Annotated in this window: 18 protein-coding genes and 1 pseudogene; 14 read left to right on the top strand and 5 right to left on the bottom strand. The window is 71.7% G+C overall.

The features are described from left to right. Positions 1 to 11: 11 nt before the first annotated feature. Entirely contained in the window at positions 12 to 3902 is a 3891-nt protein-coding gene (locus ACMCNK_RS07445; RefSeq protein WP_412735647.1) for a DUF4157 domain-containing protein, read from the bottom strand. Between the two features lie 148 nt (positions 3903 to 4050). Between ACMCNK_RS07445 and ACMCNK_RS07440 the strand changes: the two genes are divergently transcribed. From ACMCNK_RS07440 to yiaA, 14 genes and pseudogenes are all read left to right on the top strand, one after another. Then, positions 4051 to 4383: a hypothetical protein gene (locus ACMCNK_RS07440; RefSeq protein WP_412735646.1), complete on the top strand. Its 333-nt coding sequence runs from the start codon at positions 4051 to 4053 to the stop codon at positions 4381 to 4383. A gap of 15 nt (positions 4384 to 4398) precedes the next feature. Then, complete coding sequence (locus tag ACMCNK_RS07435; RefSeq protein WP_412735645.1) at positions 4399 to 6018, top strand: phage tail sheath family protein; 1620 nt, start codon at positions 4399 to 4401, stop codon at positions 6016 to 6018. Positions 6019 to 6030: 12 nt separating this feature from the next. After that, positions 6031 to 6462 (top strand): phage tail protein, encoded by a 432-nt coding sequence (locus ACMCNK_RS07430; RefSeq protein ID WP_412735644.1) that lies wholly within the window; start codon positions 6031 to 6033, stop codon positions 6460 to 6462. After that, a complete protein-coding gene (locus ACMCNK_RS07425) occupies positions 6459 to 6818 on the top strand; it encodes a hypothetical protein (protein WP_412735643.1) in 360 nt (119 codons plus the stop codon). The genes ACMCNK_RS07430 and ACMCNK_RS07425 overlap by 4 nt, the downstream gene beginning before the upstream one ends. 17 nt (positions 6819 to 6835) lie before the next feature. Continuing rightward, positions 6836 to 6985, top strand: a pseudogene (locus ACMCNK_RS07420) (DUF6760 family protein); the annotation flags it as partial. Further along, complete coding sequence (locus ACMCNK_RS07415) at positions 6978 to 7436, top strand: phage tail protein (protein WP_412735642.1); 459 nt, start codon at positions 6978 to 6980, stop codon at positions 7434 to 7436. The pseudogene ACMCNK_RS07420 and the gene ACMCNK_RS07415, both read left to right, overlap by 8 nt. Continuing rightward, on the top strand, positions 7414 to 9420 hold the full coding sequence (locus ACMCNK_RS07410; protein WP_412735641.1) for a DUF4157 domain-containing protein: 2007 nt from the start codon (positions 7414 to 7416) through the stop codon (positions 9418 to 9420). The genes ACMCNK_RS07415 and ACMCNK_RS07410 overlap by 23 nt, the downstream gene beginning before the upstream one ends. Next, complete coding sequence (locus ACMCNK_RS07405; protein WP_412735640.1) at positions 9420 to 10097, top strand: CIS tube protein; 678 nt, start codon at positions 9420 to 9422, stop codon at positions 10095 to 10097. Before ACMCNK_RS07410 ends, ACMCNK_RS07405 begins: the two co-directional genes overlap by 1 nt. Continuing rightward, positions 10090 to 11742: a VgrG-related protein gene (locus ACMCNK_RS07400; RefSeq protein WP_412735639.1), complete on the top strand. Its 1653-nt coding sequence runs from the start codon at positions 10090 to 10092 to the stop codon at positions 11740 to 11742. Before ACMCNK_RS07405 ends, ACMCNK_RS07400 begins: the two co-directional genes overlap by 8 nt. 11 nt (positions 11743 to 11753) lie before the next feature. Further along, complete coding sequence (locus ACMCNK_RS07395) at positions 11754 to 12155, top strand: GPW/gp25 family protein (RefSeq protein WP_412735638.1); 402 nt, start codon at positions 11754 to 11756, stop codon at positions 12153 to 12155. A gap of 55 nt (positions 12156 to 12210) precedes the next feature. Further along, complete coding sequence (locus ACMCNK_RS07390) at positions 12211 to 14169, top strand: putative baseplate assembly protein (RefSeq protein ID WP_412735637.1); 1959 nt, start codon at positions 12211 to 12213, stop codon at positions 14167 to 14169. Then, positions 14166 to 14744 (top strand): phage tail protein, encoded by a 579-nt coding sequence (locus ACMCNK_RS07385; RefSeq protein WP_412735636.1) that lies wholly within the window; start codon positions 14166 to 14168, stop codon positions 14742 to 14744. Before ACMCNK_RS07390 ends, ACMCNK_RS07385 begins: the two co-directional genes overlap by 4 nt. Continuing rightward, entirely contained in the window at positions 14737 to 15231 is a 495-nt protein-coding gene (locus ACMCNK_RS07380; RefSeq protein WP_412735635.1) for a hypothetical protein, read from the top strand. The genes ACMCNK_RS07385 and ACMCNK_RS07380 overlap by 8 nt, the downstream gene beginning before the upstream one ends. Before the next feature lie 279 nt (positions 15232 to 15510). Next, positions 15511 to 16032 carry an inner membrane protein YiaA gene (gene yiaA / locus ACMCNK_RS07375; RefSeq protein ID WP_412735634.1) on the top strand — a complete coding sequence of 174 codons (522 nt, stop codon included), beginning with the start codon at positions 15511 to 15513 and terminating at the stop codon, positions 16030 to 16032. Between the two features lie 45 nt (positions 16033 to 16077). Here the strand turns inward: yiaA and ACMCNK_RS07370 are convergent, their stop codons facing one another. From ACMCNK_RS07370 to ACMCNK_RS07355, 4 genes are all read right to left on the bottom strand, one after another. Continuing rightward, on the bottom strand, positions 16078 to 18258 hold the full coding sequence (locus ACMCNK_RS07370; RefSeq protein ID WP_412735633.1) for an ATP-binding protein: 2181 nt from the start codon (positions 18256 to 18258) through the stop codon (positions 16078 to 16080). A gap of 120 nt (positions 18259 to 18378) precedes the next feature. Beyond that, positions 18379 to 18993, bottom strand: coding sequence for a dihydrofolate reductase family protein (locus tag ACMCNK_RS07365; RefSeq protein WP_412735632.1), 615 nt, complete (start codon positions 18991 to 18993; stop codon positions 18379 to 18381). A gap of 120 nt (positions 18994 to 19113) precedes the next feature. Next, the gene (locus tag ACMCNK_RS07360) at positions 19114 to 20526 is read right to left on the bottom strand and encodes a hypothetical protein (RefSeq protein WP_412735631.1); all 1413 of its coding nucleotides are present in this window, start codon (positions 20524 to 20526) and stop codon (positions 19114 to 19116) included. Between the two features lie 52 nt (positions 20527 to 20578). Next, positions 20579 to 21763: a hypothetical protein gene (locus ACMCNK_RS07355; protein ID WP_412735630.1), complete on the bottom strand. Its 1185-nt coding sequence runs from the start codon at positions 21761 to 21763 to the stop codon at positions 20579 to 20581. Between the last annotated feature and the right edge of the window lie 17 nt (positions 21764 to 21780).

Raw genomic sequence — 21780 nt, 5'->3', positions numbered from 1 at the left:
CTCGTGCGGCCTCACGTGTTGTCGGACGGGTCCGGCGGGGCGTCCGAGGGGCCGCGGAACCGGCGCGTGGCCGTCCATTTCTCGACGCGCAGCGACTCGTGGTTGCAGTTGCGGCAGAGCCCTTCGAGGTTGGACTCCAGGTTGTACCAGGTTTCCCGCTCGGTCTGCACCATGGTGAGCCCGGAGTCCTGGAAGTGCTCGACAACCGGCTTCTTGTGGTCCAGGGTCCACTGCCGCACCTCGTAGCCCTCGACCCGGCCGCGTGAGGAGAAGTACTCGCCGCAGTCCTTGCACCGGTACAGGTCGAAGCCCGAGGGGATGACCGCTCCGGGGTTGAGGCCGCGCCAGTAGTCCAGCCCTTCCTGGAACGCCGCGGTCTCGAACTTCTGCCGCACCCCGGAGGCCCAGTCGCCGTAGAACGTGTCGCGCCACAGTGGATAGCCGCGGTAGCCCTGCGAGATCGCGTCGCCTTCGACGTACCGGGAGCGGTGGCCGAGGTTCTCCAGGTCCTTGAGGTGCAGCGTGGTGCCCGCGGTTTCGAGCTGGGTCCGCCACGCGGATACCTGATCGGTCACCTTCTGCCGGTAGGCCGCCTTGGTCAGGAACTCGCCGCCGAAACACTCGCTTCTGATCTCCTTGGTGCCGCTCTGGTACGCGGTCTCCTGCCCGGGGATCTCATCCTCCAGCTTGCCCATGGCGTCGGACAGCTTCTTGCCCTCGGACAGGCCGTCGGAGGGAAACGCGGGATCCTTCATCGCCTTGTCGAGCTTGCCCTTGAGCCAGCCGGGCGACGACGCCATGAACAGCTGAGACTTGCCGCCCGCGGTCTCGAACCATACGGTGTGCCCCATGCCGTCCATCGAGAACGGCGTCTTGCCGGTGGGCACGATCGGCCCGTCCGCCCCTGCCGCCGCCGGCGCGCCGGGTTCGGCCGGCTGGCCGGGGGAGCCGCCGCCGGTGATCGCGTTCAACGCGGCCTGGCCCAGCGACTTGGCCTGCGCGAACAGCCATTCGACCGCCTCGTCGATCACCTTCTGCAGTTCCTTGACGTGTTCCGCCAGTTCCTCCGGGACGCTGCCCAGGCCGGCTTGATTCGCCAGGAACCCGATGGCCACCGGTACCGCGTTGGCGAGTCCTTTCTCGACCTTCGCCGCACCGGCCTGGATGTCGCCCTTGGCGATCGCGGCCAGCGTGGACACGTAGTCGTTGATGATCTGCAGGATCTCGCGAATGTAGTCGATGACCGACTGCACCGCCTTGAAGAACGCGATTGTGCTGTTGACCACGGCCATGATGCCGGTTGGGTCCAGCATGGACAGCAGCTTGGCGGTGGCCTTCTCGATGATCTCCTTCGTGATCCAGTCCATGACGATCTTCAGCAGCGTGTCCCACAGGTTGCCGAGCTGCTTCTCGACGTACTTCCAGATCGCGCCGACGCCGTTCTCCTCGACGTCCTTGATGAACGCGAACGCCTCACCGGCCATGTCGAGGCCGGCGCGGATCTTCTTGACGTTCTCCTCGCCGATCTGTTTGCCCAGCTTCTGCCACAACATCTCGGTGGTGATGCCGAGCACCTGCAGGACCAGGGTCAGGATGGACTTCAGCGACAGGTCGGGCGGCTTGTGGATGCCGATCTTCTCCAGGCCGCGGAACAGCCAGTCGGCCAGGCCGTTCAACAGGTACGTCAGCACCTTGTCGAGGAACCCGAACAGGCCCGTCTTGAGCGCCTGCAACAGGTTGAGGAAGAACGCCACCGGGTCGCGTTTGATGTCCTCGATCGCCGACATCGCGTTGGCCACGATGCTGCCCAGCAGCTCGGACGGGAAGTTCATCAGCTTGAGGATCAGGGTGACGACGACCTTGAGCACCTCGCCGACGAACGCGACGATGCGCCCCAGCGGCTCACCGAACTTGTCCAGCACCCGCAGGAACGCACCGATCGGGTTGAGCAGGTCCTCCAGCGTGAGCATGTTCCACACCCCGAGGAACGTGTTCTTGATCATGTCGGCGGAGATGCCGAGCCGCGCCATCGCGCCCTCGATCTGCGCGGCGGCGTCCGCGATCACCCCGGCCTCGGCGAGCTTCTGGTACGTGGCCTCCCCGTTGGGCAGCAGCGTGATGAACCCGCCGATCAGGTTCTCCGCGGAGCGCGGCACCGGCGCACCCGTGAACGGATCCATCCCGATGATCACGGTGAGCAGTTTGAAGCCCCGCGTCTGGTGCGCGTGCCGGCTCAGCCACTCCAGCAGCGCGTCCTTGATCAGGCTCAGCACCGTGCCGATCACGTCGTACGCGAATGCCCCGATCTTCTGCACCAGAGCGATCGCGTCGCGGGCCAGCTTGCCCAGATTGTCGGCCAGGTTCGCGACGTTCTCCGGCTGGATGGCGTTCCAGCCCGCCTGGAACAGCGCCACCAGCTCGTTGATCAGCCCCAGGAAGCGGGGGACCTGCAGGTCCAGCCAGTCCGCGGTTTTCTGCAGGGTGCCGCGTTCCTGCATCTGGGCGAGCGCGTCCTGCTTGCCGATCAGCTTGAGGAAGTCCGCGAGGATCTCCACGGTCGGGGCGTTCACCGGGGTGCCGCGCAACGGGTCGGTGTGCAGCACCTTCTTCGTCAGGTCCCACACCGGCGTGCCGACCAGGTACTTCTCCGCGACCCCGGCCGCGGCGTCGCGGATCAGTTGCACGACCGCGTCGATGATGCCCCGCACGAACCCGAGCGCATCGTTGTACAGCCCGTCGACGTGTCTGGTGACCACGGCCGTGTTGCCGTCGATGCCCTTGGTCACGCTGATCTCTGACCACGCCTGGTCGACCTCGTGCTGGAACCGGGCCAGCGTCAGGTTGTGCGCCGACAGCCCACTGTCGATCATCTTGTACGCGTCCTGCAGCACCCCCAGTTCCTGCAGCTTCGCCGCGACCACCCCGCCGAACGGCACCAGGCCGAGCACGCCGCGGACCAGGTTCTCCGGGGTGCGTTCGACCGTACGGTTGGCGATCGGGTCGTACGCGGCGACGACCGTGAGCATGTCGTAGCCGGGAATGGCGTGCACGGCCGAGCGCAGCGGCGCGAGCGCCCAGTCCGGCAGCAGGCTGTCGGAGTCGCGTTGCAGGCCGAGCCGGTACACCCCGACCGACTGCTGCTGCACCACGTGGGTGGCCTCGTGCGCCATCAGTGTCAGGTCGCTCGCGGACTCCCCGGCGCCCAGGAAGATGTGCCCGCCCGTGGTGAACGCCCGCGCGTTGAGCTGCGCCGCCCCCGCCGCCGCCCGGTCGGACGAGTGGACCTGCACCCCGCCCAGGTCGAACCGCAGATGCGACTCCACGCGCGCCCGTACGTCCGGCGGGATCGGCGATCCCGGTCCGGGGTCGCTCAGCAGGGCGTTCAGCCCCTGCGGGGCGTCCGCGGCGGGATCCCCGGCGTCCGCGGCCGGGGTGGCCAGCCGGGACAGTCCCGGCGCGCGCCCGGCCACCGCCTCGGCGGCCGGGCCGAGTCCGACCTGGGCGGCGACCGCGTCGGCCTCGCGTTCGAACCGGTCGCCCGGCCGGCTCACGGTCAGCTTCGGTTGCAGGTGCCGCAGCGCGCGGGCGCCACCCGACGCGAGCGCCCCGAGCGGCACGGGATGTGGCGCGCGGCCGGTCGCCAGCCGCGCGATCGCGGCGTTTCCGGCCGCGGGCTCCGGGGTACGCGGCGGGGCCGCCGCGTCCGGTCCGGCGTCCGCGGCTCGGGCCACGAGCGTTGCCCCCGGACCCGCGCCGGACCCCGCGGTTCCCCGGTCGATCCCCGGGTCGTGTGCCGGGTTCCGTTGCGTGTCGGACAGTGCGGCCCCAGCGGCGGGCGCCAGCCGGTGCACCGACCCGTCGTGCGCGTCGGTCAGTGGCTTCTCGCGCGTGGACAGCTTCACCGGCGACCCCCGACCCAGCATCGGGGCCGCCACCGGCCCGCGGCAAGGTGCCCGGGGCCCGGCTGCACCTTCGGCTGCACCGGCGCACCTTTCTCCCCCGTACGGGGGCGGCGCACGCTGAGGTCGGCGCGACCGTGGAGGTGAGGCGATGACGCGGGTCCTCATGGGGGACTTCAGCGCCCTGCACCGCCTCGGCCTGGAGGACATCTTGCGCACCGACGGCATCGAGCTGATCGACACCGCGGGTACGGACGTGCTCGCGCGGCTGCTCGAGGCCCTGCCGGACGTGATCGTGCTCGATCTCGACAAGCACGGCACCGGTGACCTGGTGAGTGTCATCGTCCACCGGTTCCCGGCGGTGAAGGTGGTGGCCTGCTCGTCGCGCCGGCCGCGCATGCGTGTCTTCCCGCCGTTGCACTACGGCGAATTCTACGAATCCGATTGTGATCCCGCGCTGCTCACCAGCGCGGTGCAGGCCTGACGAAGGGGTGCCAGCATGGCCGCGTCGTATGGAGCACCGGGCGTCTACATCGAGGAGCAACCCAGCGGCTCCATGCCCATCGAGGGGGTGGGTACGGCCGTGGCCGCGTTCGTGGGTTTCACCGAACGCTACGACAGCGAACAGGGCGACCCCACCGACCCGGCCGGGGTGAAACCCCAACTGGTGACGAGCTGGCCCCAGTACGAGCGGGTGTACGGCGGGTTCGTGCGCGGCGCGATGCTCCCGCACGCCGTACGCGGATTCTTCGAGAACGGCGGCAGTGCCGCGTACATCTGCCGGGTGCCGGGTGCCCGCGGTGACGACGGCGGCGGCGCCCGGCCGACGCTGACCGTGGCCGCCGCCGACAATCCAGAGGTCCCCAGCCTGCGGTTCTCCGCGCTGAACCCCGGTGCCCGGCTGGAGGTGGAAGTCGTCCCGCCGCCCCCGCCCGCCGAAGGAGCCGAGGGCGCGGAGGGCGGCGGCGAATACACGCTGCGCGTCTTCGAGGACGGGACGCTGCGCGAGGAACTGGGCGGGCTGCAGTTCAGCGGCCGCAGCACCCGCGCGGTCGAACGTACGGTCAATGAGCGGTCCCAGTTCCTGCGCATCGAGGTGCAGCCGTTGCAAGGTGCGTCACTGGCCGAACGGGCCCCCGCAGCCGGCCGGTACCCGCTTCAGGCGCCGCCGGTGTCCACCAAGGCCGTCACCCCCGCCGACCTGGTCGGCTCCGAGAGTGAACGCACCGGCTACCAGGGTCTGGCCATCGCCGAGAACGTCACGATGGTCGCCATCCCGGACCTGATCACCGTGGCCACCCGCGGCGACGGCACGGTCGACGAGGAGATGTTCCTCGCCGCGCAGCAGCAGCTGCTCGACTACTGCGAGGCCAGTCACACCCGGATGGCGATCCTGGACACGCCGCCCGGCCTGAACGCCACCCGGGCGCTGGAATGGCGGGGCCGTCTGGCCCGCGACAGCGCGTTCGCCGCGCTGTACTACCCCAACGTGGTGATCAGCAATCCGCTCGCCCGGCCTGGCGCCACCAACGGCGAGCTGTACCTCACCGTGCCCCCGTCCGGGCATGTGGCCGGGGTGTGGGCGCGCACCGACGGCGCCCGCGGCGTGTGGAAGGCACCGGCCAACGAGGCGCTGCGCGGCGCGGTCCGGCTGGAGACCGATGTGACCAGCGGCGAGCAGGATCTGCTCAACCCGGACGGGGTCAACTGCATCCGGTCGTTCGGCAGCTACGGCACCAAGATATGGGGGGCGCGCACGCTCGCCAAGACCGACCCGAGCTGGCGGTACGTCAACGTGCGGCGGCTGTTCAACTTCATCGAGGAGTCGATCCGGCGCGGCACCCAGTGGGCGGTGTTCGAACCGAACGACTTCGATCTGTGGCAGCGGGTCAAGCGCAACATCACCTCGTTCCTGCGAGGCCTGTGGAGCCAGGGTGCGCTGGTCGGGGCGACCCCGGAGCAGGCGTTCTACGTGCTGTGCGACGAGAGCAACAACCCGCCGTCGTCGGTGGACGAGGGCAAGCTCATCGTCGAGGTCGGCGTCGCCCCGGTGAAGCCCGCCGAGTTCGTCATCTTCCGGATCAGCCAGTGGCAGGGCGGCGGCGCCGCGACCGAGTAAGGGGAGACCGACATGCCAGACCTGATGACCACGTTCAACTTCGTCCTGGAGATCGGCGGAGTCGAGATGGCCAGCTTCCGCAAATGCTCGGGCGTCGAGTCGGAGACCGAGACGATCGAGTACAAGGAGGCCACCAAGGACGGCAAGATGATCATCCGGAAGGTGCCCGGGGCGATGAAGTGGAGCGACATCACTCTGGAACGCCGCATCGACGAGTCCAAGGCGCTGTGGGAGTGGCGCAAGCAGGTCGAGGACGGCGACGTCGACAAGGCACGCCGCGACGGCTCGATCGTCATCAAGGACTCGATGCACTCCGAGGTCGCCCGCTGGAACTTCGAACGCGGCTGGGTCTCCAAGTGGACCGGCGCCGAACTCGACGCCGGTGCCAACGAGGTGGCGACCGAGAAGGTCACCATCACCCACGAGGGGCTGCACCGAGGATGAGCGGCCTGCAGACCGAGTACCCGTTCACGCTGCCGAAGGGCTTCGTCGACGACAACGGCACCCTGCACCGTACGGGCGTGATGCGGCTCGCGTGCGCCCGCGACGAGATCGAGCCGCTGCGCGACGGGCGGGTCAAGGAGAACGACGCGTACGCCACGGTCATCGTGCTGTCCCGCGTCGTCACGGAACTCGGCAGCGTGCAGCGGGTCACCACCAAGACGATCGAGTCGCTGTTCGTCAGCGACTTCGGCTACCTGCAGGACCTGTACCGGATCATCAACTTCCAGGACCCGAGCATCCTCGAAACGCTGGAGCCGGGCATCCCTTTCCCGTCGACGTCCGTGGAGGTGGGCTAGGGCATTACGCCCACGACGAGCTGTGGCAGGAGATCGCTTTCCTGGCGTACCACCTGCACTGGGACCTCGACCGGCTGCTCGATCTGGAGCACGGGGACCGGATCCGGCTCCTGCGCGAGGTCGGCGGACTGAACGAACGCGCATGGCAAGGAGTGCAGGGTGGCTGACGCGCACACGATGGACCCGCCGTTCGTCGGCAAGTTCACCTTGGAGATCGGTGCGAGCGTGATCGGCTCGTTCACCGAGGTGTCCGGCCTGTCGGTGCAGCTCGACGTGGAGGAACTGGCCGAGGGCGGGCAGAACGCGTACACGCACAAGCTGCTCGGCCGGATGAAGTGGCCCAACCTCGTGCTCAAGCGCGGCCTCACCGACACCGACGCCCTGTTCGAGTGGGTCATGCAGTGCTCGGGAGAGGGGCTGACCGACAAACACAACAAGGTCACCCCGCGCAACGGCAAGATCAGCGTGCTGAACGCCGCCGGCCAGTCCGTACGCACGTGGACGATCCTCGAGGCCAAACCGGTGAAGTGGACCGGGCCCCGGTTCGCGGCGTCGTCGCGTGACCTCGCCATCGAGGAGCTGGAGGTGTGCCACAGTGGCTTCCGCTCCGGGAAGTGAGCGCCGCCCGCGTACCCTGCGCCGGGTCGTGCGCCGGCTGGCCACCGTACGCTGGCCCGGCCGTCCACGGCCCGGCTCGGGTGCGGCCCGCGGGCCGGCGGTCGCGGCCGACATCGCCGCCGGTCTGCCGGTACGGGCATCATGGACGCTGCTGCGCCGGTGGTGGCGGCGATGGTCGCGGCGCGCCGATCCGCCGGCCACCGGCAACGGCGCGATCGGCGGGGCCCCGGCCATGCTGCGCGGCTCTCCGGCTCGGAGCCGCGCAGCAACCGGCCGGGGCCTGCCCGGCACGCTCGCCCTGCGCCTGCCCGCAACAGTGGACCGGCGCGGTCCCGGGCGGGCGCCTCTGGGAGTCGGCCCGGTGCCCGGCCCACAGGTGCACCCCGGCCACGACCTGGTCCTGCGCCCGCCCCTCGGCATCGTCTCGGGCGACCACCGGTGGGGCGGCGATTCGCCACCCACCGCACGGGGTGCCGCAGGGCACGGCCGTGGCGTTCACGGCAACGGCTCGGCTGCACCGCACGGCGGGGCTGGGCCGCACGGCAGGGCGGGGCCGTACGGCAAGGCGGGGCCGCACGGCGGGGCGGGGCTGCACGGCGGGGCAGCAGCCCGCGGCGCCGTCAGCGGCACCGACAGCTCCGTCGGTCGCGCGTCGCGCAGCGGCAGCGGCCACCCCGATCGTCGGGGGGCGGGCGATGGTGCGGCGTACCGGGAAGGTCCGCTCGGCGTTCGCCCGCTGATGGCCTGGACCGGACACCTCGGCCGCCGGGCGGCTACACCTGGCCCGGTGCACCGCGACCGGTCCCCGGACGGGTTCGAGGCGCACGCAGAGACGACCACCCACGGGCCCGGCGACGGCCGGGGTACGGGATCCCCCGGCCGCGCCGTGCCCGGCCCGAGCCACGGCCTCGCGACCGGCCGGCGGCCGGTCGGCGCCCGATCGCTCGTGGCGCCGCACGTACCGGGCCCGTCGGTGCGTAACCCCGAATCCGCCCTGGACCTGCCCGTCCTGGGCGGCGCTGCGATGCCGCCGGGCACGCAACCCGACCCGTCGGGGGTGGTGAGCGCGTCCCGGCTGGGCGGGCGGGGGCTGCTCGGCGGGTACGCGGCGCCCGTACCGGAAAATGCGGACCCGCGGGCCCGGTGGGAGGCCGCGGTGGCCGCCCGCCCGCTCGAAGCTCCCCGGCAGTTGCCCGGCGCCCTGCACGCGATGGCATCCGCGCTGACCGGGCGGGCCCGGCCGCCGCTGTTCACGACCGGCCCGGCCACCCGGCAGGCGCTCGCCGCCGCGGGTGCGCGCGGCGCGACCACCGGCACCGTGGTGCACCTGCCCGAGGCGCCGCCGAACGTCCCGGCCATGTCCGAGGTCCTGGCGCACGAGCTGATGCACACCCGCAGCCCGGTGCGGCGGCCCCGGTTCCTGCTGGAACGCGCGTCCGGGTTGCTCGACGACGACGAACGGCAGGCCCTCGCGGCCGGCCGGCAGCGGCTCGCGGACGCCGGATCCGGGCTGCTCGGCGCGGGCCGCCAGGCAGGCGAGGGACTGCTCGTGGCGGGCGGGCAGCGGCTCGCCGACGCCGCACCCGCCGCCGCGGGGATCGTGGACCAACTGCCCGTGGGTGGCGGGCTCGGCGCGGTCGGCGACGTGGCGACCCGCGCCGCGCGGGCCGCCGTACTGGAAGCCACGTCCGGGCCGATGGCCCGGCTGACCGGCGCCGCGGGCGAGGCAGCCGACGCCGCCGCCGGGGCTATGACGTCTGCGGGCGGCGTCGTGTCCGACGCCGCCTCTGCGGCCACGGGTGCCGTCGACGCCGCGGCGGGCGCGGTCTCCGGCGCAGCCGGCCAGGCGGTCTCCACGGTCGCGGGCGGCGCGGTCGGGGCGGCGAAGGCGGCCCTGGACCCGGACAAGGTTGTGGAGATCGTCGAGGCGCGGCTGCTGCGCGAGATCGAGCGCCGCGGCGGTCGCTGGGCAGGAGTGTTCTGATGACCGCACCCACCGCACCCGCGAAGGCGTTCCTCAAGACCGAGAAGAACGTCCAGATCGACTTCCTGTTCAACCCGGCCGAGCTGACCATCACCAAGGCCAACACCTGGAACGCCGCCGAGAACAAGGGCGGCAACGCGCCGGAGCTGCGGTTTCAGGCCGGACAGTCGGGCACCCTCGCGCTGAGCATCACGCTGGACACCACCGCCACGGGCGAGGACGTCACGGTCCACACCAACAAGCTGCTCGATCTGCTCAAGGTGGACCAGAGCCTGCCCGGCTCGGACAAGCAACGCAACAAGGCGCGGCCGCCGTGGGTGGAGTTCCACTGGGGCAAGCTGCACTCGTTCAAGGCGATCGTGGAACGGCTGCAGGTGAAGTTCACGTACTTCGCGGCCGACGGGATGCCGTTGCGCGCCAAGGCCGACCTGTCGCTCAAGCAGTACAAGGACGAGGACAAGCCGCCGCTGCAGAACCCGACCTCGCACACCCCCACATTGCACACGGTGCACCGGCTGGGGCACGGCGAAACGCTCGACCGGGTAGCCGCCCGGCACTACGCCGACGCGACCCGGTGGCGGCTCATCGCCGCCGCCAACGGCGTGGTCGACCCGATCGGTCTCGCCCCCGGCACGCTGCTGGTCATCCCCGAGCTGCCGGTGCGCCGCCGTGGCTGAGGCGACCCGGCGCCTGGACGGCGTGGTGCTGACCGTGGACGGGCGGCCCCTGCCTCCGGACCTGTACCCGCGGCTGGCCCTGGTACGGGTCGAGGAGTCGGTGCACCTGCCGGACTTCTTCGCGGTGCACTTCGACGACCCGCACTTCGAGCTGTTCGACAGGGGCACGTTCACGCTGGGCACCAAGCTGGACATCGCGTTCCGCGCCGAGGGTGACCCGGTGGTGGTCACGTCCGGGGAGGTCACCGCGGTCGTCATCGAGCCGGGCGCCTCCGGGCGGCACGAACTGGTGCTCACCGGCTTCGACCTGACCCACCGGATGGCCCGCGAACCCAAGTCGCGCAGCTTCCAGCGGGTCACCGACGCCGACATCGCCAGCCGCATCGCGGGCGAATACGGCCTCGATCCGGACGTGGACGCCACCGGCTCGGTGCACGACTACGTGCTGCAGGCCGGGGAGACCGACTACGCGTTCCTGCGCCGCCGCGCCGCCCGCATCGGCTACGACGTGTGGGTCAGCGAACGCAAGTTCTGCTTCAAACGCACCCCGCGCTCCGCCGTCACCCCGCCGAAGCTGCGCTTCGGGCAGAACCTCAGCCGCTTCACCGTACGGTTCTCCGCCGCGGAACGCTGCGACGAGGTGCAGATCCGCGGCTGGGATCAGCTCGGCAAGCAGGCCATCGCGGGCCGCGCCGACCAGCCCGACCCGGGTACGGACGCGCCCGCCGCCGACGAGCTCACCGGGGCGGCGCGGCGCGCGTTCGGGCGGGTCAAACGCAACGCGGGGCAGTTCCCGGTCACCGACCAGGCCGAGGCGGACAAGCTGGCCTCCGCGCTGCTGCTGCGTGCCTCCGGCGAGGAGGTGGTGTTGCGCGGCGAGGCGGCCGGAGATCCGAACATCGCGGCCGGTGCCAAGGTGCAGATCGAGGGGGCCGGTTCCCGGCTCACCGGCAAGTACCGGGTCACCGGCGTCGAGCACACGTACGGGGCGGGCCGCCCGTACGTGACCCGCTTCGTGTGTGGCGGCAAGGAGCCCGGCGGACTGGCCGACCTGACGAGCCCCGCCACCGCGGGCGGCGACCGGCGCGGCTGGGGCGGCCTGGTCGTCGGCATCGTCACGAACAACGACGACCCGGAGAAGCTGGGCCGCGTCCGGGTCACGTTCCCGACACTGTCCGCGGACGACGAGAGCGCGTGGGCCCGGGTGGCCGCCCCCGGCGCGGGCCGCCAGCGCGGCATGCAGTGGCTGCCCGAGGTGGACGACGAGGTGCTGGTCGGCTTCGAACTCGACGACCACGCCCGGCCGGTGGTACTCGGCGGGCTGTGGAACCGTGACGACAACCCGCCCCAGCCGGACGCCGCGTCCGGCGGGAAGGTCAAGCAGCGAATGCTGGTCAGCCGCAAGGACTCCCGGCTGACGCTCGACGACGACGCGCCGTCGGTCACGCTGAGCCTGGGCGGCAGCCCCTGCACGGTGAAGCTGGCCCAGTCCGAGTCCACCCTGACCGGCGACCAGAAACTGGTCATCTCGGCGAGCCAGGTGGAGATCAAGGCCACCCAGAAGCTGACGCTCAGCGGCGCCCAGGTGGAGATCAACGCGTCCGGGTCGTTGTCCGCGTCCGGCAAGCCGATCAAGCTCAACTGACGGGGGCCGCCATGACACACGACTTCATCGGCAACGGGTGGGCGTTCCCGGCGGCGATCTCGCGGACCGGGTCGGTACGGCTGGTCAGCGGCGTCGACGAGGTGGACGCGGCGATCCGGATGATCCTGTCCACGGTGCCGGGGGAGCGGGTGATGCGCCCGGAGTTCGGCTGCGCCATGTGGGAACAGTTGTTCGCCCCGATCACCGCGGGCACTCTCGGGCTGGTCGAACAGGCCGTCCGCGAGGCCCTGGAACGGTGGGAGCCGCGGATCGACCTGCAGTCCGTCCTCGCCACGGGCGAGCAGGGCACCGGCACGGTGCACATCACCCTGGCCTACCGCATCAAGGCGACCAACGACGTACGCAACCTGGTGTTTCCGTTTTACACCATCCCGACCGAGGAGCCGGCATGAGCGAGTGCACCGAGCGTAGCGAGGGCCGCGAGCGCATGCCGAAAGGAGGCGCAGCATGAGCCTGCCTGCGCCGGACCTGGACGACCGCCGCTTCCAGGACATCGTGGACGAGGCGAAACGGCGCATCAACCGGCTCTGTCCGGAGTGGACGGACCACAACGTCTCCGATGCCGGGGTGGCGCTCGTCGAGCTGTTCGCCTGGATGACCGAGATGACTCTGTACCGGCTCAACCAGGTCCCCGACCGCCTGTACGTGAAGTTCCTCGAACTGGTCGGCGTCGAGCTGTTCTCCGCGGTTCCCGCCCGCGCCGACGTGCTGTTCCGGCTCACCGCACCGCGCGAGGACGTGGTCCGGGTGCCGGCGGGTACCCAGGTCAGCACGGAACGCCGCGAGGACGAGGAACCGGTCGTCTTCCTCACCGACACCGAGCTGCAGGTGACCCCGCCCGAGCTGACGGCCTGCCTGACGCATACCGGCGACCGGTACACCGACCACTGGGACACGCTGCGCACCGAAGCGTCGTCCGTGCGGCTGTTCCCCAGCCTGACCCACGACGAGGCGGTGTATTTCGGGTTGGCCGAGTCGGCCGCGGGCAACCTGCTGCGCCTCGACGTGCACACCGGCCCGGAGGGCGCCGGGGTGGACCCGCGCCGCCCGCCCCGCGTCTGGGAGGCGTGGGACGGCCAGCAGTGGCGTGACGTGCGCATCCTGGAGGACACCAGCGCGGGCTTCAACAGTCCCGGCCAGGTGACGCTGCTGCTGCCGGCCCGCCACGAAGCCCTCGCGATCGGTTCCCGGCGCGCACACTGGCTGCGCTGCCGCCTGATCCGGGCGGTCGAGGGCCAGCCCGAATACACCAACCCGCCCGTGCTGGAGTCGCTGTCCGCGGTGGCACTGGGCGGCGCGGTGCCCGCCCACCACGCCGAACCCGCCCCGGCCGAACTGCTCGGCGCCAGCACCGGCCGCCCCGGCCAGGTCTTTCAGGTACGCCGCGTGCCGGTGCTGCCGCGCCGCCACGACGAGCACGTCCGGGTGGTGCTGCCCCGCCACGAACGCACCGGCGAACCCGAGGAACAGGACTGGATGGAGGTCGCCGACCTGGCCGACGCCACCGAGGACGACCAGGTCTACACCTGGTCCGGGGCCACCGGGGAGATCCGGTTCGGGCCGCGGGTGCTGGACCGGCACGGCCAGGTGTGGCAGCACGGGGCGATCCCGCCGATCGACGCGCAGATCTACGTCACCGGCTACCGGTTCGGCGGGGGCCGCCGCGGCAACGTCGCCGCCGACCGGCTGACCGTCCTGCACACGTCGATCCCGTTCGTCGCCTCGGTCACCAACCTGGATCCCAGCGCGGGCGGGGTCGACGCGGAGACCGTGGAGAACGCGAAGGTGCGCGGCCCGATGCTGCTGCGTGGCGGCCGCCGCGCGGTCACCGCCGAGGACGTCGAACGCCTCACCCTGGACGCCGCCCCGAGCGTCGCGCGGGCCCGCTGCCTGCCTCCCGCGTCCCCGGACGAACCGGCCCGGCTGCTCGTGGTCCCGCGCGTCGACATCGCCCCGGAAGCGCTGACCCTGGACGACCTGGCGATCTCCGACGAGCTGGAGGAGCAGATCAAGGCGTACCTGGAGCCGCGCCGGCTGCTCACCATGCGGCTGCGCATCGACTCGCCCCGCTACCAGGGGGTCAAGGTGGTCGCGGAGGTGCGGGCCGGGCCCGGTGTCCGCACCGAGACGGTCCGGGAACGCGCCGAGCGGGCGCTGTACGAGTACCTGAACCCGCTGACCGGCGGCCCGAGCGGGCAGGGCTGGCCGTTCGACACCGACCTGCGCCTCGGCGACGTGTACGGCGTGCTGCACGGATCGTTCGGCGTGCAGGGCGTGGAGGCCGTACATTTCTTCTCCGCCGACCTGCGCCGCAAGCGCACCCTGGACCAGGTGGAGCAGCGGCTGCGCCTCATGCCGGAGGCGCTGTTCATGTCGTACGAGCATCGGGTGGTGGTGCAGCAGTGACCGTCACGACCGGTTGGCTGGTGGGCCAGCTTCCCAGGGTCATGGCCACCGACCCGGTGCTGCACGGGTTCGTGTCCGCGTTCGAGGAGGTCGCCGACACCGTCCGGGAACGCATCGACAGCGTCGAGCACCAGATCGACACCGGCCTGGCCAGCCCGGAGATGCTGCAGTTCCTCGGCGCGTGGCTGGGGGTGGAGCTGGAGCCCACCGACCCGGCCGAGTACCGGCGTTCCATGGTCCGCGAGGTGGGCCGGCTGCTGGGCTGGCGCGGCACACGCTTCGGGGTGGAGGCCCTGCTGGAGGCGGCCACCGGCGCGCGGGTCACGGTCGTCGACGCGGGCGGCGTGTACGGCCGCAACGACACGGTCCCGCCCGCCGACCCGGTCGTCGTGGTGCAGATGGACCACACCGGGCACCTCACCGAGCGGCAGGTGCTCGGCTTCCTGCAGAGCGAGCTGCCGCTGGGCGCCCGGGTGCAGCTCGACGTCCGGTTCCATCCGCAGACCGCCCGCGGCCGGGCCCGCCCGCCGGAAGGCCCCGGCAGTGGCGGCGACCCCGGGACCGGCAATGGCTGAGCGCGGCGGCGGGATGCGGCAGATGCCGTGCCCGGACTGCGGTTCCCCGGTACGCCCGGACGTCGACCAGTTGTGCCCGCGCTGCGGCTACCCGCTGATGTTCCTGCGCCCCCCGGCCGAGGACGACGCCCGAGCCGTACCGCGTTCCCCGAACGAGAAGGACGACCCGACCGGCCTGCTGCGTTCCGCCCCGGGCCGGGCCGACACCCGCCAGTTCCCCGCGGCCACGTACGGCCGCCCGCCCGTGGCCCCCGGCCAGGTCGCCTGCCCCCGCTGCGGGTACGGCAACGAGGGGGCACGGATCCGCTGCGAACGGTGCGGCCATGAACTGCGCCCCGCCCGGCCGGAACCGGTGGTACTCGGCCCGCCCGTACCGCGTCACCAGCCGCAGCACGGCGGCTGGGGCTGGGTGATCGCGCTCGTGGTGCTCGCCGTACTGGCGCTGCTCGTCCTGATCGGCGTACTCGTCTGGACGTTCCTGCGCTGAGCGTTCCCGCCGTCCCACGGTGCGCTCGGTGTCCCCTTTGCGCCTGACCGACGGGCAGCTCCTCCTCAACTCTTCGGGTCGGCTGCCGATGGTCCGCGGCGTCCGGCGTGAGGGGCTGCGCCGGCGACACCGGGAAGGAGCGGACTCAGGGAATGGGCAACGGCGTACCCACCGCGGTTGAGTACCGCTACTCAGGATCGTCGTCCGGCCATTCAGCAGGCTGATCTCTCATGAAACGGCGCTCGCCGGTTCACGTTTGCGACCCACCTATCCGGCAGAATGCCGGCGCTGCTCACCCATTCGGAGAATGAGATGTCCAATCAACCGTCGTCCCAGGCCAAGCCCACTGCTGCCTTCGTTGGAGCCTCCTGGGCGGTGCTGGTTCTCGGCGTCATCACCTTCGCGGTCGGGCTGTGGAACGCCACGATGACCAAGAGCGAGAAAGGCTTCTACGCCGCGGTTGTCGTTCTCGGATTGTTCGCCGCCGTTTCTCTGCAGAAGGCGGTCCGTGACCGGGCGGAGAACCTCCCGGTGTCAGCTCTGTACCTGGGACTGTCGTGGGCGGTGCTCGCCCTCGCCGTGCTGATGCTGGCGGTCGGCCTGTGGAACAGCGGGATGGCGCTCAGCGAGAAGGGCTTCTACGGCCTCTCGTTCGCCATGACGTTGTTCGCTGCTGTCGCGGTACAGAAGAACGTTCGCGACACGCTGCAGTACAACGCGCCGGCTCCGGCGCCCGCCGTCGTGATGCCGGAACTGCAGTGGGGCAGCCGGGCCGGCGGCAACAGCGGCATCGCCAATTGACGGCCAGGGTCGCCGGCCGTACCCGGCGACCCTGTGCACCCAGGCTCAGCGGCCCGCCACGGCCGGGGTGCGCACCCGGCCCTGGGGCAGGGCGGCGTAGGCCGGGTGGGACGAGTTCGGAAGTCCTGCTCCCGTGACGGTGGGCAGGGTGAACCGCATGCGGGTGCCCCCACCCGGATTGTCGGACACGGTGATGGTGCCCTCGTGCCGGTCGATGATGCGCTGACAGATGCTCAGGCCGAGTCCGGTTCCGGCGTAGCCGCGATGGCTGGCGGAGCGGTGGAACGACGTGAACACGTGCGGCTGGTCGGCGGCGGGGATGCCGATGCCCCGGTCGGCGATCTCGATCCCGGCCGTGCCACCGCCGGCGGGCCGGCTGGAGATGGCGATGTGGGCGGGCTGGCCCGGCCGGGTGTACTTCAGGGCGTTGCCGATGAGGTTGTCGAGCAGCTGGCGGATCATCGCCGGGTCCGCGTTGACGACCGGCAGCGGGCCGGTCTCGATGGTCGGGAGCTGGGCCTGCGGGACGCGTCCGGCGCGCAACGGGGCGGTGCGCTCGGTGACGACCTCGGCGACGAGGGCCTGCAGGTCGACCGGTTCGCGGTGCAACTGGGCGTCGCGGGCGGTGGCGTAGGCGAGCAGATCGTCGATGAGCCGGCGCATCCGGTCCATGCCGCTGCGGATGCGGTTCAGGGCGGGACGGAGCTGGGTCGGCTCGGTCGTGCCGGCGTCGAGGTGGTCGTCCAGGATCTCGGCGAACCCGGCGACCGCGCCGAGCGGGCCCTTCAGGTCGTGCGCGACGACACCGGCGAACGCCTGCAGGTCGGCTTCGCGTTCGCGTAGCACGGTGATGTCGGAGGCGGAGCAGACCGCACCGATGATGCGTCCGGTGTAGTCGCGCAGCGGCCGCGCATCGACCAGCAGGTTGCGCCGGGGCCGGCCGGGCGGTTCGATGGTCATCTCTTCGCCCATGATGGAATGGCCGAACAGGGCCCGGGCCAGCGCCCGGTCCAGATCGTCGGGCGCTGCGCCGGTGCCGGTGGCGCCGTGCGCCCGGCTCCAGTCGACGATGGTCTGGTTGGCGTGCACGATCGCCCCGGTGGTGTCGCAGGTGATCACGGCCGTGTCGAGGTTGTCGAGGACCTGGGTCAGGTAGGTCCGCTGCTGGGCGAGCCCGTCGCGGGCGGCGCTCAGCCGCGCCACCGCGGTGCGTACGCGTGCCTCGGCCCGGGCGCGCCCGGTGGCCAGGACCCACACCAGGCCGGCCGACAGCAGGCCGATCAGCGTGCCGACGACCGCGACCAGCAGCGGCAGCCGGGTCGAGCCGCCCGGTAGCAGTTTCGCGACGGAGTTGACCGTCAGCGACCAGTTCCGGTCGGCGACCGCGACGTCCGCGGTTCGGCGCAGATCGCGGTGCTCGGGCGTGTTGGCGATCAGGGCGGCGACGGCCGGGCGGGTGCCGTCCGTGCCGGGAGCGTGCAGGGTGACGTCGATCAGGTTCTGCGAGAGCCGGGTCAGGGTGGCGCCCATGAAGTCCTGCCCGCGCATGGCCATGACCACCCACCCGCGGAACTCCCGCGGCCCGGCCTCGGTCGCGGGCCCGTAGACCGGGGCGGTGAGGGCGAACGACAGTTGACGCTGCGCGGCGGGCAGTTGCCGGTCGGCCAGAAGCTGATACGCGTCGGAGACGGACACCTGGCCGGTGCGACGGGACCGGGCCAGCGCCTGCGCCGGGGCAGGGGCCGGCGAGAAGTCGACCCCGGTCGTGGCGGGCCGGGCGTCGAAGCGGCGGCTGACGACCGAGAACATGTGCCCGTGGTTGCCCTCCGCGGGGTGCAGCGTGAGCTGGGGAACGCCACGTGCGCGCCATCGCGCCTGGGTCGCGGTGACGTCGCCGGCGGCGCTGGGCACGACGAAGCCGATCGAGGCGGCTCCGGCCAGCCGCATGTCGTCCAGCGGCTGCACGGCCTGGGTGAAACGGGCCGCGGTCGGTGCGTCGGGACCGCTCAGGTCTGCGGCGACCATGCGCAGCGTGTCCACATACCGGCCGGCTTCGGCGGTCACGGCCGCCGCCACCAGGGAGGAACGCCGGTCGAGTTGCTGCTGGGCGTTGTCACGCTGCTCGCCGGCCACCAGCGCAGCCGCGCCCGCGGAACCGGCGGCGACGGCCACCGCGACGAGGGCCGCGAGGACGCCGGCCGTTCGTACCTGTCTGGTCAACCGCACGGGCGTGAGCTTCACACTATCCGCGTCGGCGGTGCCGTCGCGCGGCTGATACCAGGTTCCCGATTCGCACCCGGCCGACCACCGAGTCGAACCCGGCCGGCCCGCGGACCGTGACGGCCGTTACTTGCCCTCGGGCACCTGGCTCTTGATGTCGTCGTAGCCGACCTTGGCGGGTGGCGGGGCCGGCGCGTAGATCACCCGGAGCACGCCGGTCGGGAACGCCTCGGTCGCCAGCACCGTCAGGTGATAGGGCACGTCGCCGTCGTCGAACAGCTTGCGGCCCTTGCGCGCCGCCACCGGGTGCACCAGCAGGCGCAGCTCGTCGACCAGGCCCGCGGCGAGCAACTGCTGCACCACGGAGATCGATCCGGGGATGAGGATGCCCTGGACACCGGCGTCGGTCTTGAGCGCGGTGACGGCCTCGACGAGGTCGCCTGCGATCAGTTCGGAGTTGCGCCACGAGAACTCCAGCGGCTGCCGGGAGGCCACGATCTTGCGTGCGTCTCCGAGCTGCTTCGCGAACGAGGCGTCGTCGCCGCCCCCCGCCTCCCGCTCGGGCCACGCCCCGGCGAAGCTGTCGTACGTCACGCGGCCGATGAGCAGCACGTCGGAGGTGTCGTAGTCCTCGGTGACGGCGCGGCCCATGTTCTCGTCGAAGTACGGGAAATGCCAATCGGGGTCGACCTCGGCGACGCCGTCGGCCGAGACGAACAGCGTGGAGATGACCTTGGCCATCGCGGTGATCCCATCGAGTCGGTGGTGTGGCATGTGGACCGGCACAGCACCCGCACCTTATCGCCCGGTCACGGGTCGCGCTGCCGACGACGGCGACCGTCACGCGGTGGGGGAGACCCGTCAGCCCAGCGGGCCGATCCGGATCCCGGTGATCGCGACGTCGGCGGGCGTCGCACCGCCCGCACCGGCGCGGGGCCGGACCAGGACGAAGTCGATGCCGCCGTGCCCGGCCGCGTTGGCGACCGTGAGGTCGGGCCGCACCTCGCGGGTGAGGTCGCGGTACACGACCTCCATCTCCAGGGTGTCCGGGTTCAGCGGGGTCACCTTGACGGATCCGGCGGGCGCGTCCGCCGCGAAGTCGATCATCAGCGGGACGGTGTGGCATTTCGCCGGGTCGTCGGCGCTGGAGGAGGTGAGGAACTTCCGACCGTCCGGGCCGGCGACGATCGCGACACTGCGCGCGTCCTCACACCCGGCGACAACCACCGTGCCGGGATCGGCGCTGGCCAGGAAGCCCTGGTTGCGGAACGCGTCGCTGGCCAGTACGCCCGTACCGACCGCACCCAGGTCCACGTCCCGGGTGCCGCCCCCACCGGCGCTCGACGTGGACGCCGACGGCGTGGTGGACGACGGGGGAGCGGACGATGCCGTCGCGGCGCTGCTGGCCGGTGCGGACGGCGCGGCCGCGGACGACGGGGCGGCGCTGGGCGCGGGCGGCGGCGCGGCGGCGCTCTGCGGTCCGGTGGCTGCGCTGTTCTGGGGCGACTTGTTGTCGTGCTTGTTCGCGTTGACCACGAGGGCGGGCACCGCGATCGCGGCGGCCAGCAGAGCCACCGCGGCGCCGATCCCGGCGACCTTCGCGAACTTCGACGCGAAGCGGGGCTGCTGAACGAACGTGGCCGTACCGGTGCCGGCCGCGGCGCCGGGCAGGTCGGGTGTCGCGGTGATGGTGAGCTGCCGCTGCTTCTCCTTGTTCCACGGCAGCGGGGCCTGCACCGACAGCAGGGCCTGCGCGGACGTGCCGGGCGGCAGGTCCACCCAGGGCGGCTGGAACTCGGTGCGTACCCGGCGTTCCGGGTCGGTGGCGGCCAGGTACAGGCGGACCGGGGCGTTGCCGCCGTTGCCGATCTCGATGGTGTAGCGCCCGGCCCGGCCCCCGGTCACGATCTCGGGGGTGGCGCGCAGGGTGATCTGCTCGACCGCCGCCAACTGCAGCGGCACTTCGACGCAGCGCGAGACGTCGTCGCGGTACCGGGACTTCACCAGTGCCCCGAGCACGTACGTCCCGGCCGGCGCGGGCGGCTGCACGGGCAGGGTCACCCGTACCGTGAGGGTGCCGGTCTCGGAGGGCCGCAGCTTGGCGACCTCCGGCTCGGTACGGACCGTGGCCCCCTCGGGCAGGCCGAGCAGTTCGAGGGCGTAATGCTCCACGATGTCGCTGGCGTTGCGCACGGTCACGTCGAACGTGAGGGCGTCGCCGGGTGCGGCGTCGGCCCGCTCGGGCGCCACCGTCACCCGCAGCGGCAGAGTCATGGCACCAGGGTAAACACACTCATCCCGGCCGCGCGATGGTGACGCAACGTTGTCACGCGGCGCCCAGGTATTCGGCCCAGCCGCCCGCCGGCCGCTGCCCCACGGGCAGGGAACGCAGGCGGCGCAGTACGGCCGGATCCTGCGCCTCGAGCCATGCGACGAGCTGGCGGAACGACACGAACCGTACGTCGGGGTGCTCCGCCATCGCGGTGACCGCCGCGGCGACGGCGTCCATGTAGATGCCGCCGTTCCAGCGCTCGAAGTGGTTGCCGATGATCAGCGGTGCCCGGTTCGAGCCGTACGCGCGCCGGAACCCGGCCAGGAACGACTCCCGCGCCTGACTGCCCCACGTGGCGCGCATGCGGGGATCGCCGTTGGGGATCTTCGACTGGTTGTACATCATGTTGTAGTCCATCGACAGGACCTCGAAGCTGTGCCCGGGGAAGGGGATCTGCTGCATCGGCAGGTTCCACAGGCCGTTGGCGAAGCGCGACGGCCACACCTGGGTGCCCGTTCCGGAGCTGTCGTACTTCCAGCCCTGGACCCGTTTGGCCCGCCGTAGATTGGCCCCGCCCTCCAGGCACGGCGTACGGCCGCCGATCAGCTCGCGCCGGTAGTCGAACGGCAGCGGCGGCAGGTCGGTGAATCCGGTGTTGGTCCGCCAGTTCGACACGAACCCGATCGCCTGGTCGATCTCGGAGTCCCAGTCTGCGGGCGACCACCGCTGCACCCCGGTCGGGCCGCAGAAGTGACCGTTGAAGTGGGTTCCGATCTCGTGGCCTTCGTTCCAGGCCAGGCCCACCTGCTCGATCGTGGCGTGCACCGAGGAGTCGGAGAGGAACCCGATGGCGGAGGAACCGACCGGATGCTGCGGGGGCCTGTACGACATCCGCTTCGACTCGGGCAGCGTGTAGATCCCGGAGAGGAAGAACGTCATCGAGCCGTGCACGTCCTGGGCGAGACCGCGGAACCGGGAGAACAGTTTGGCCGCGGTCTCGCCGGCGCCGTCCCAGGACAGCACCACGAACTGCGGGGGCGTCTCACCGGGCGCGAGCCGCTGCGCGACGGGCTGGTGCGGCTGCGGCCCGCTGTCGTGGGTGCTGCCGTCGCCGACGGGTGCCGAGGAGGGCGAGGCGGACGGTTTCCCGGACGCCGGGGCCGGGTTCGGCGCCGCCGCCGGGCGGGCCGTGGTGCCCGCGGTGCCGCAGGCCGCCAGGGCGCCGACGGCCGTTCCCACTGCGCCACCCAGGAAAG

The organism is Krasilnikovia sp. MM14-A1259 (genome assembly GCF_047159535.1).
Taxonomy (GTDB): domain Bacteria; phylum Actinomycetota; class Actinomycetes; order Mycobacteriales; family Micromonosporaceae; genus Actinoplanes.
This window is presented reverse-complemented; position numbering and strand designations above follow the sequence as displayed.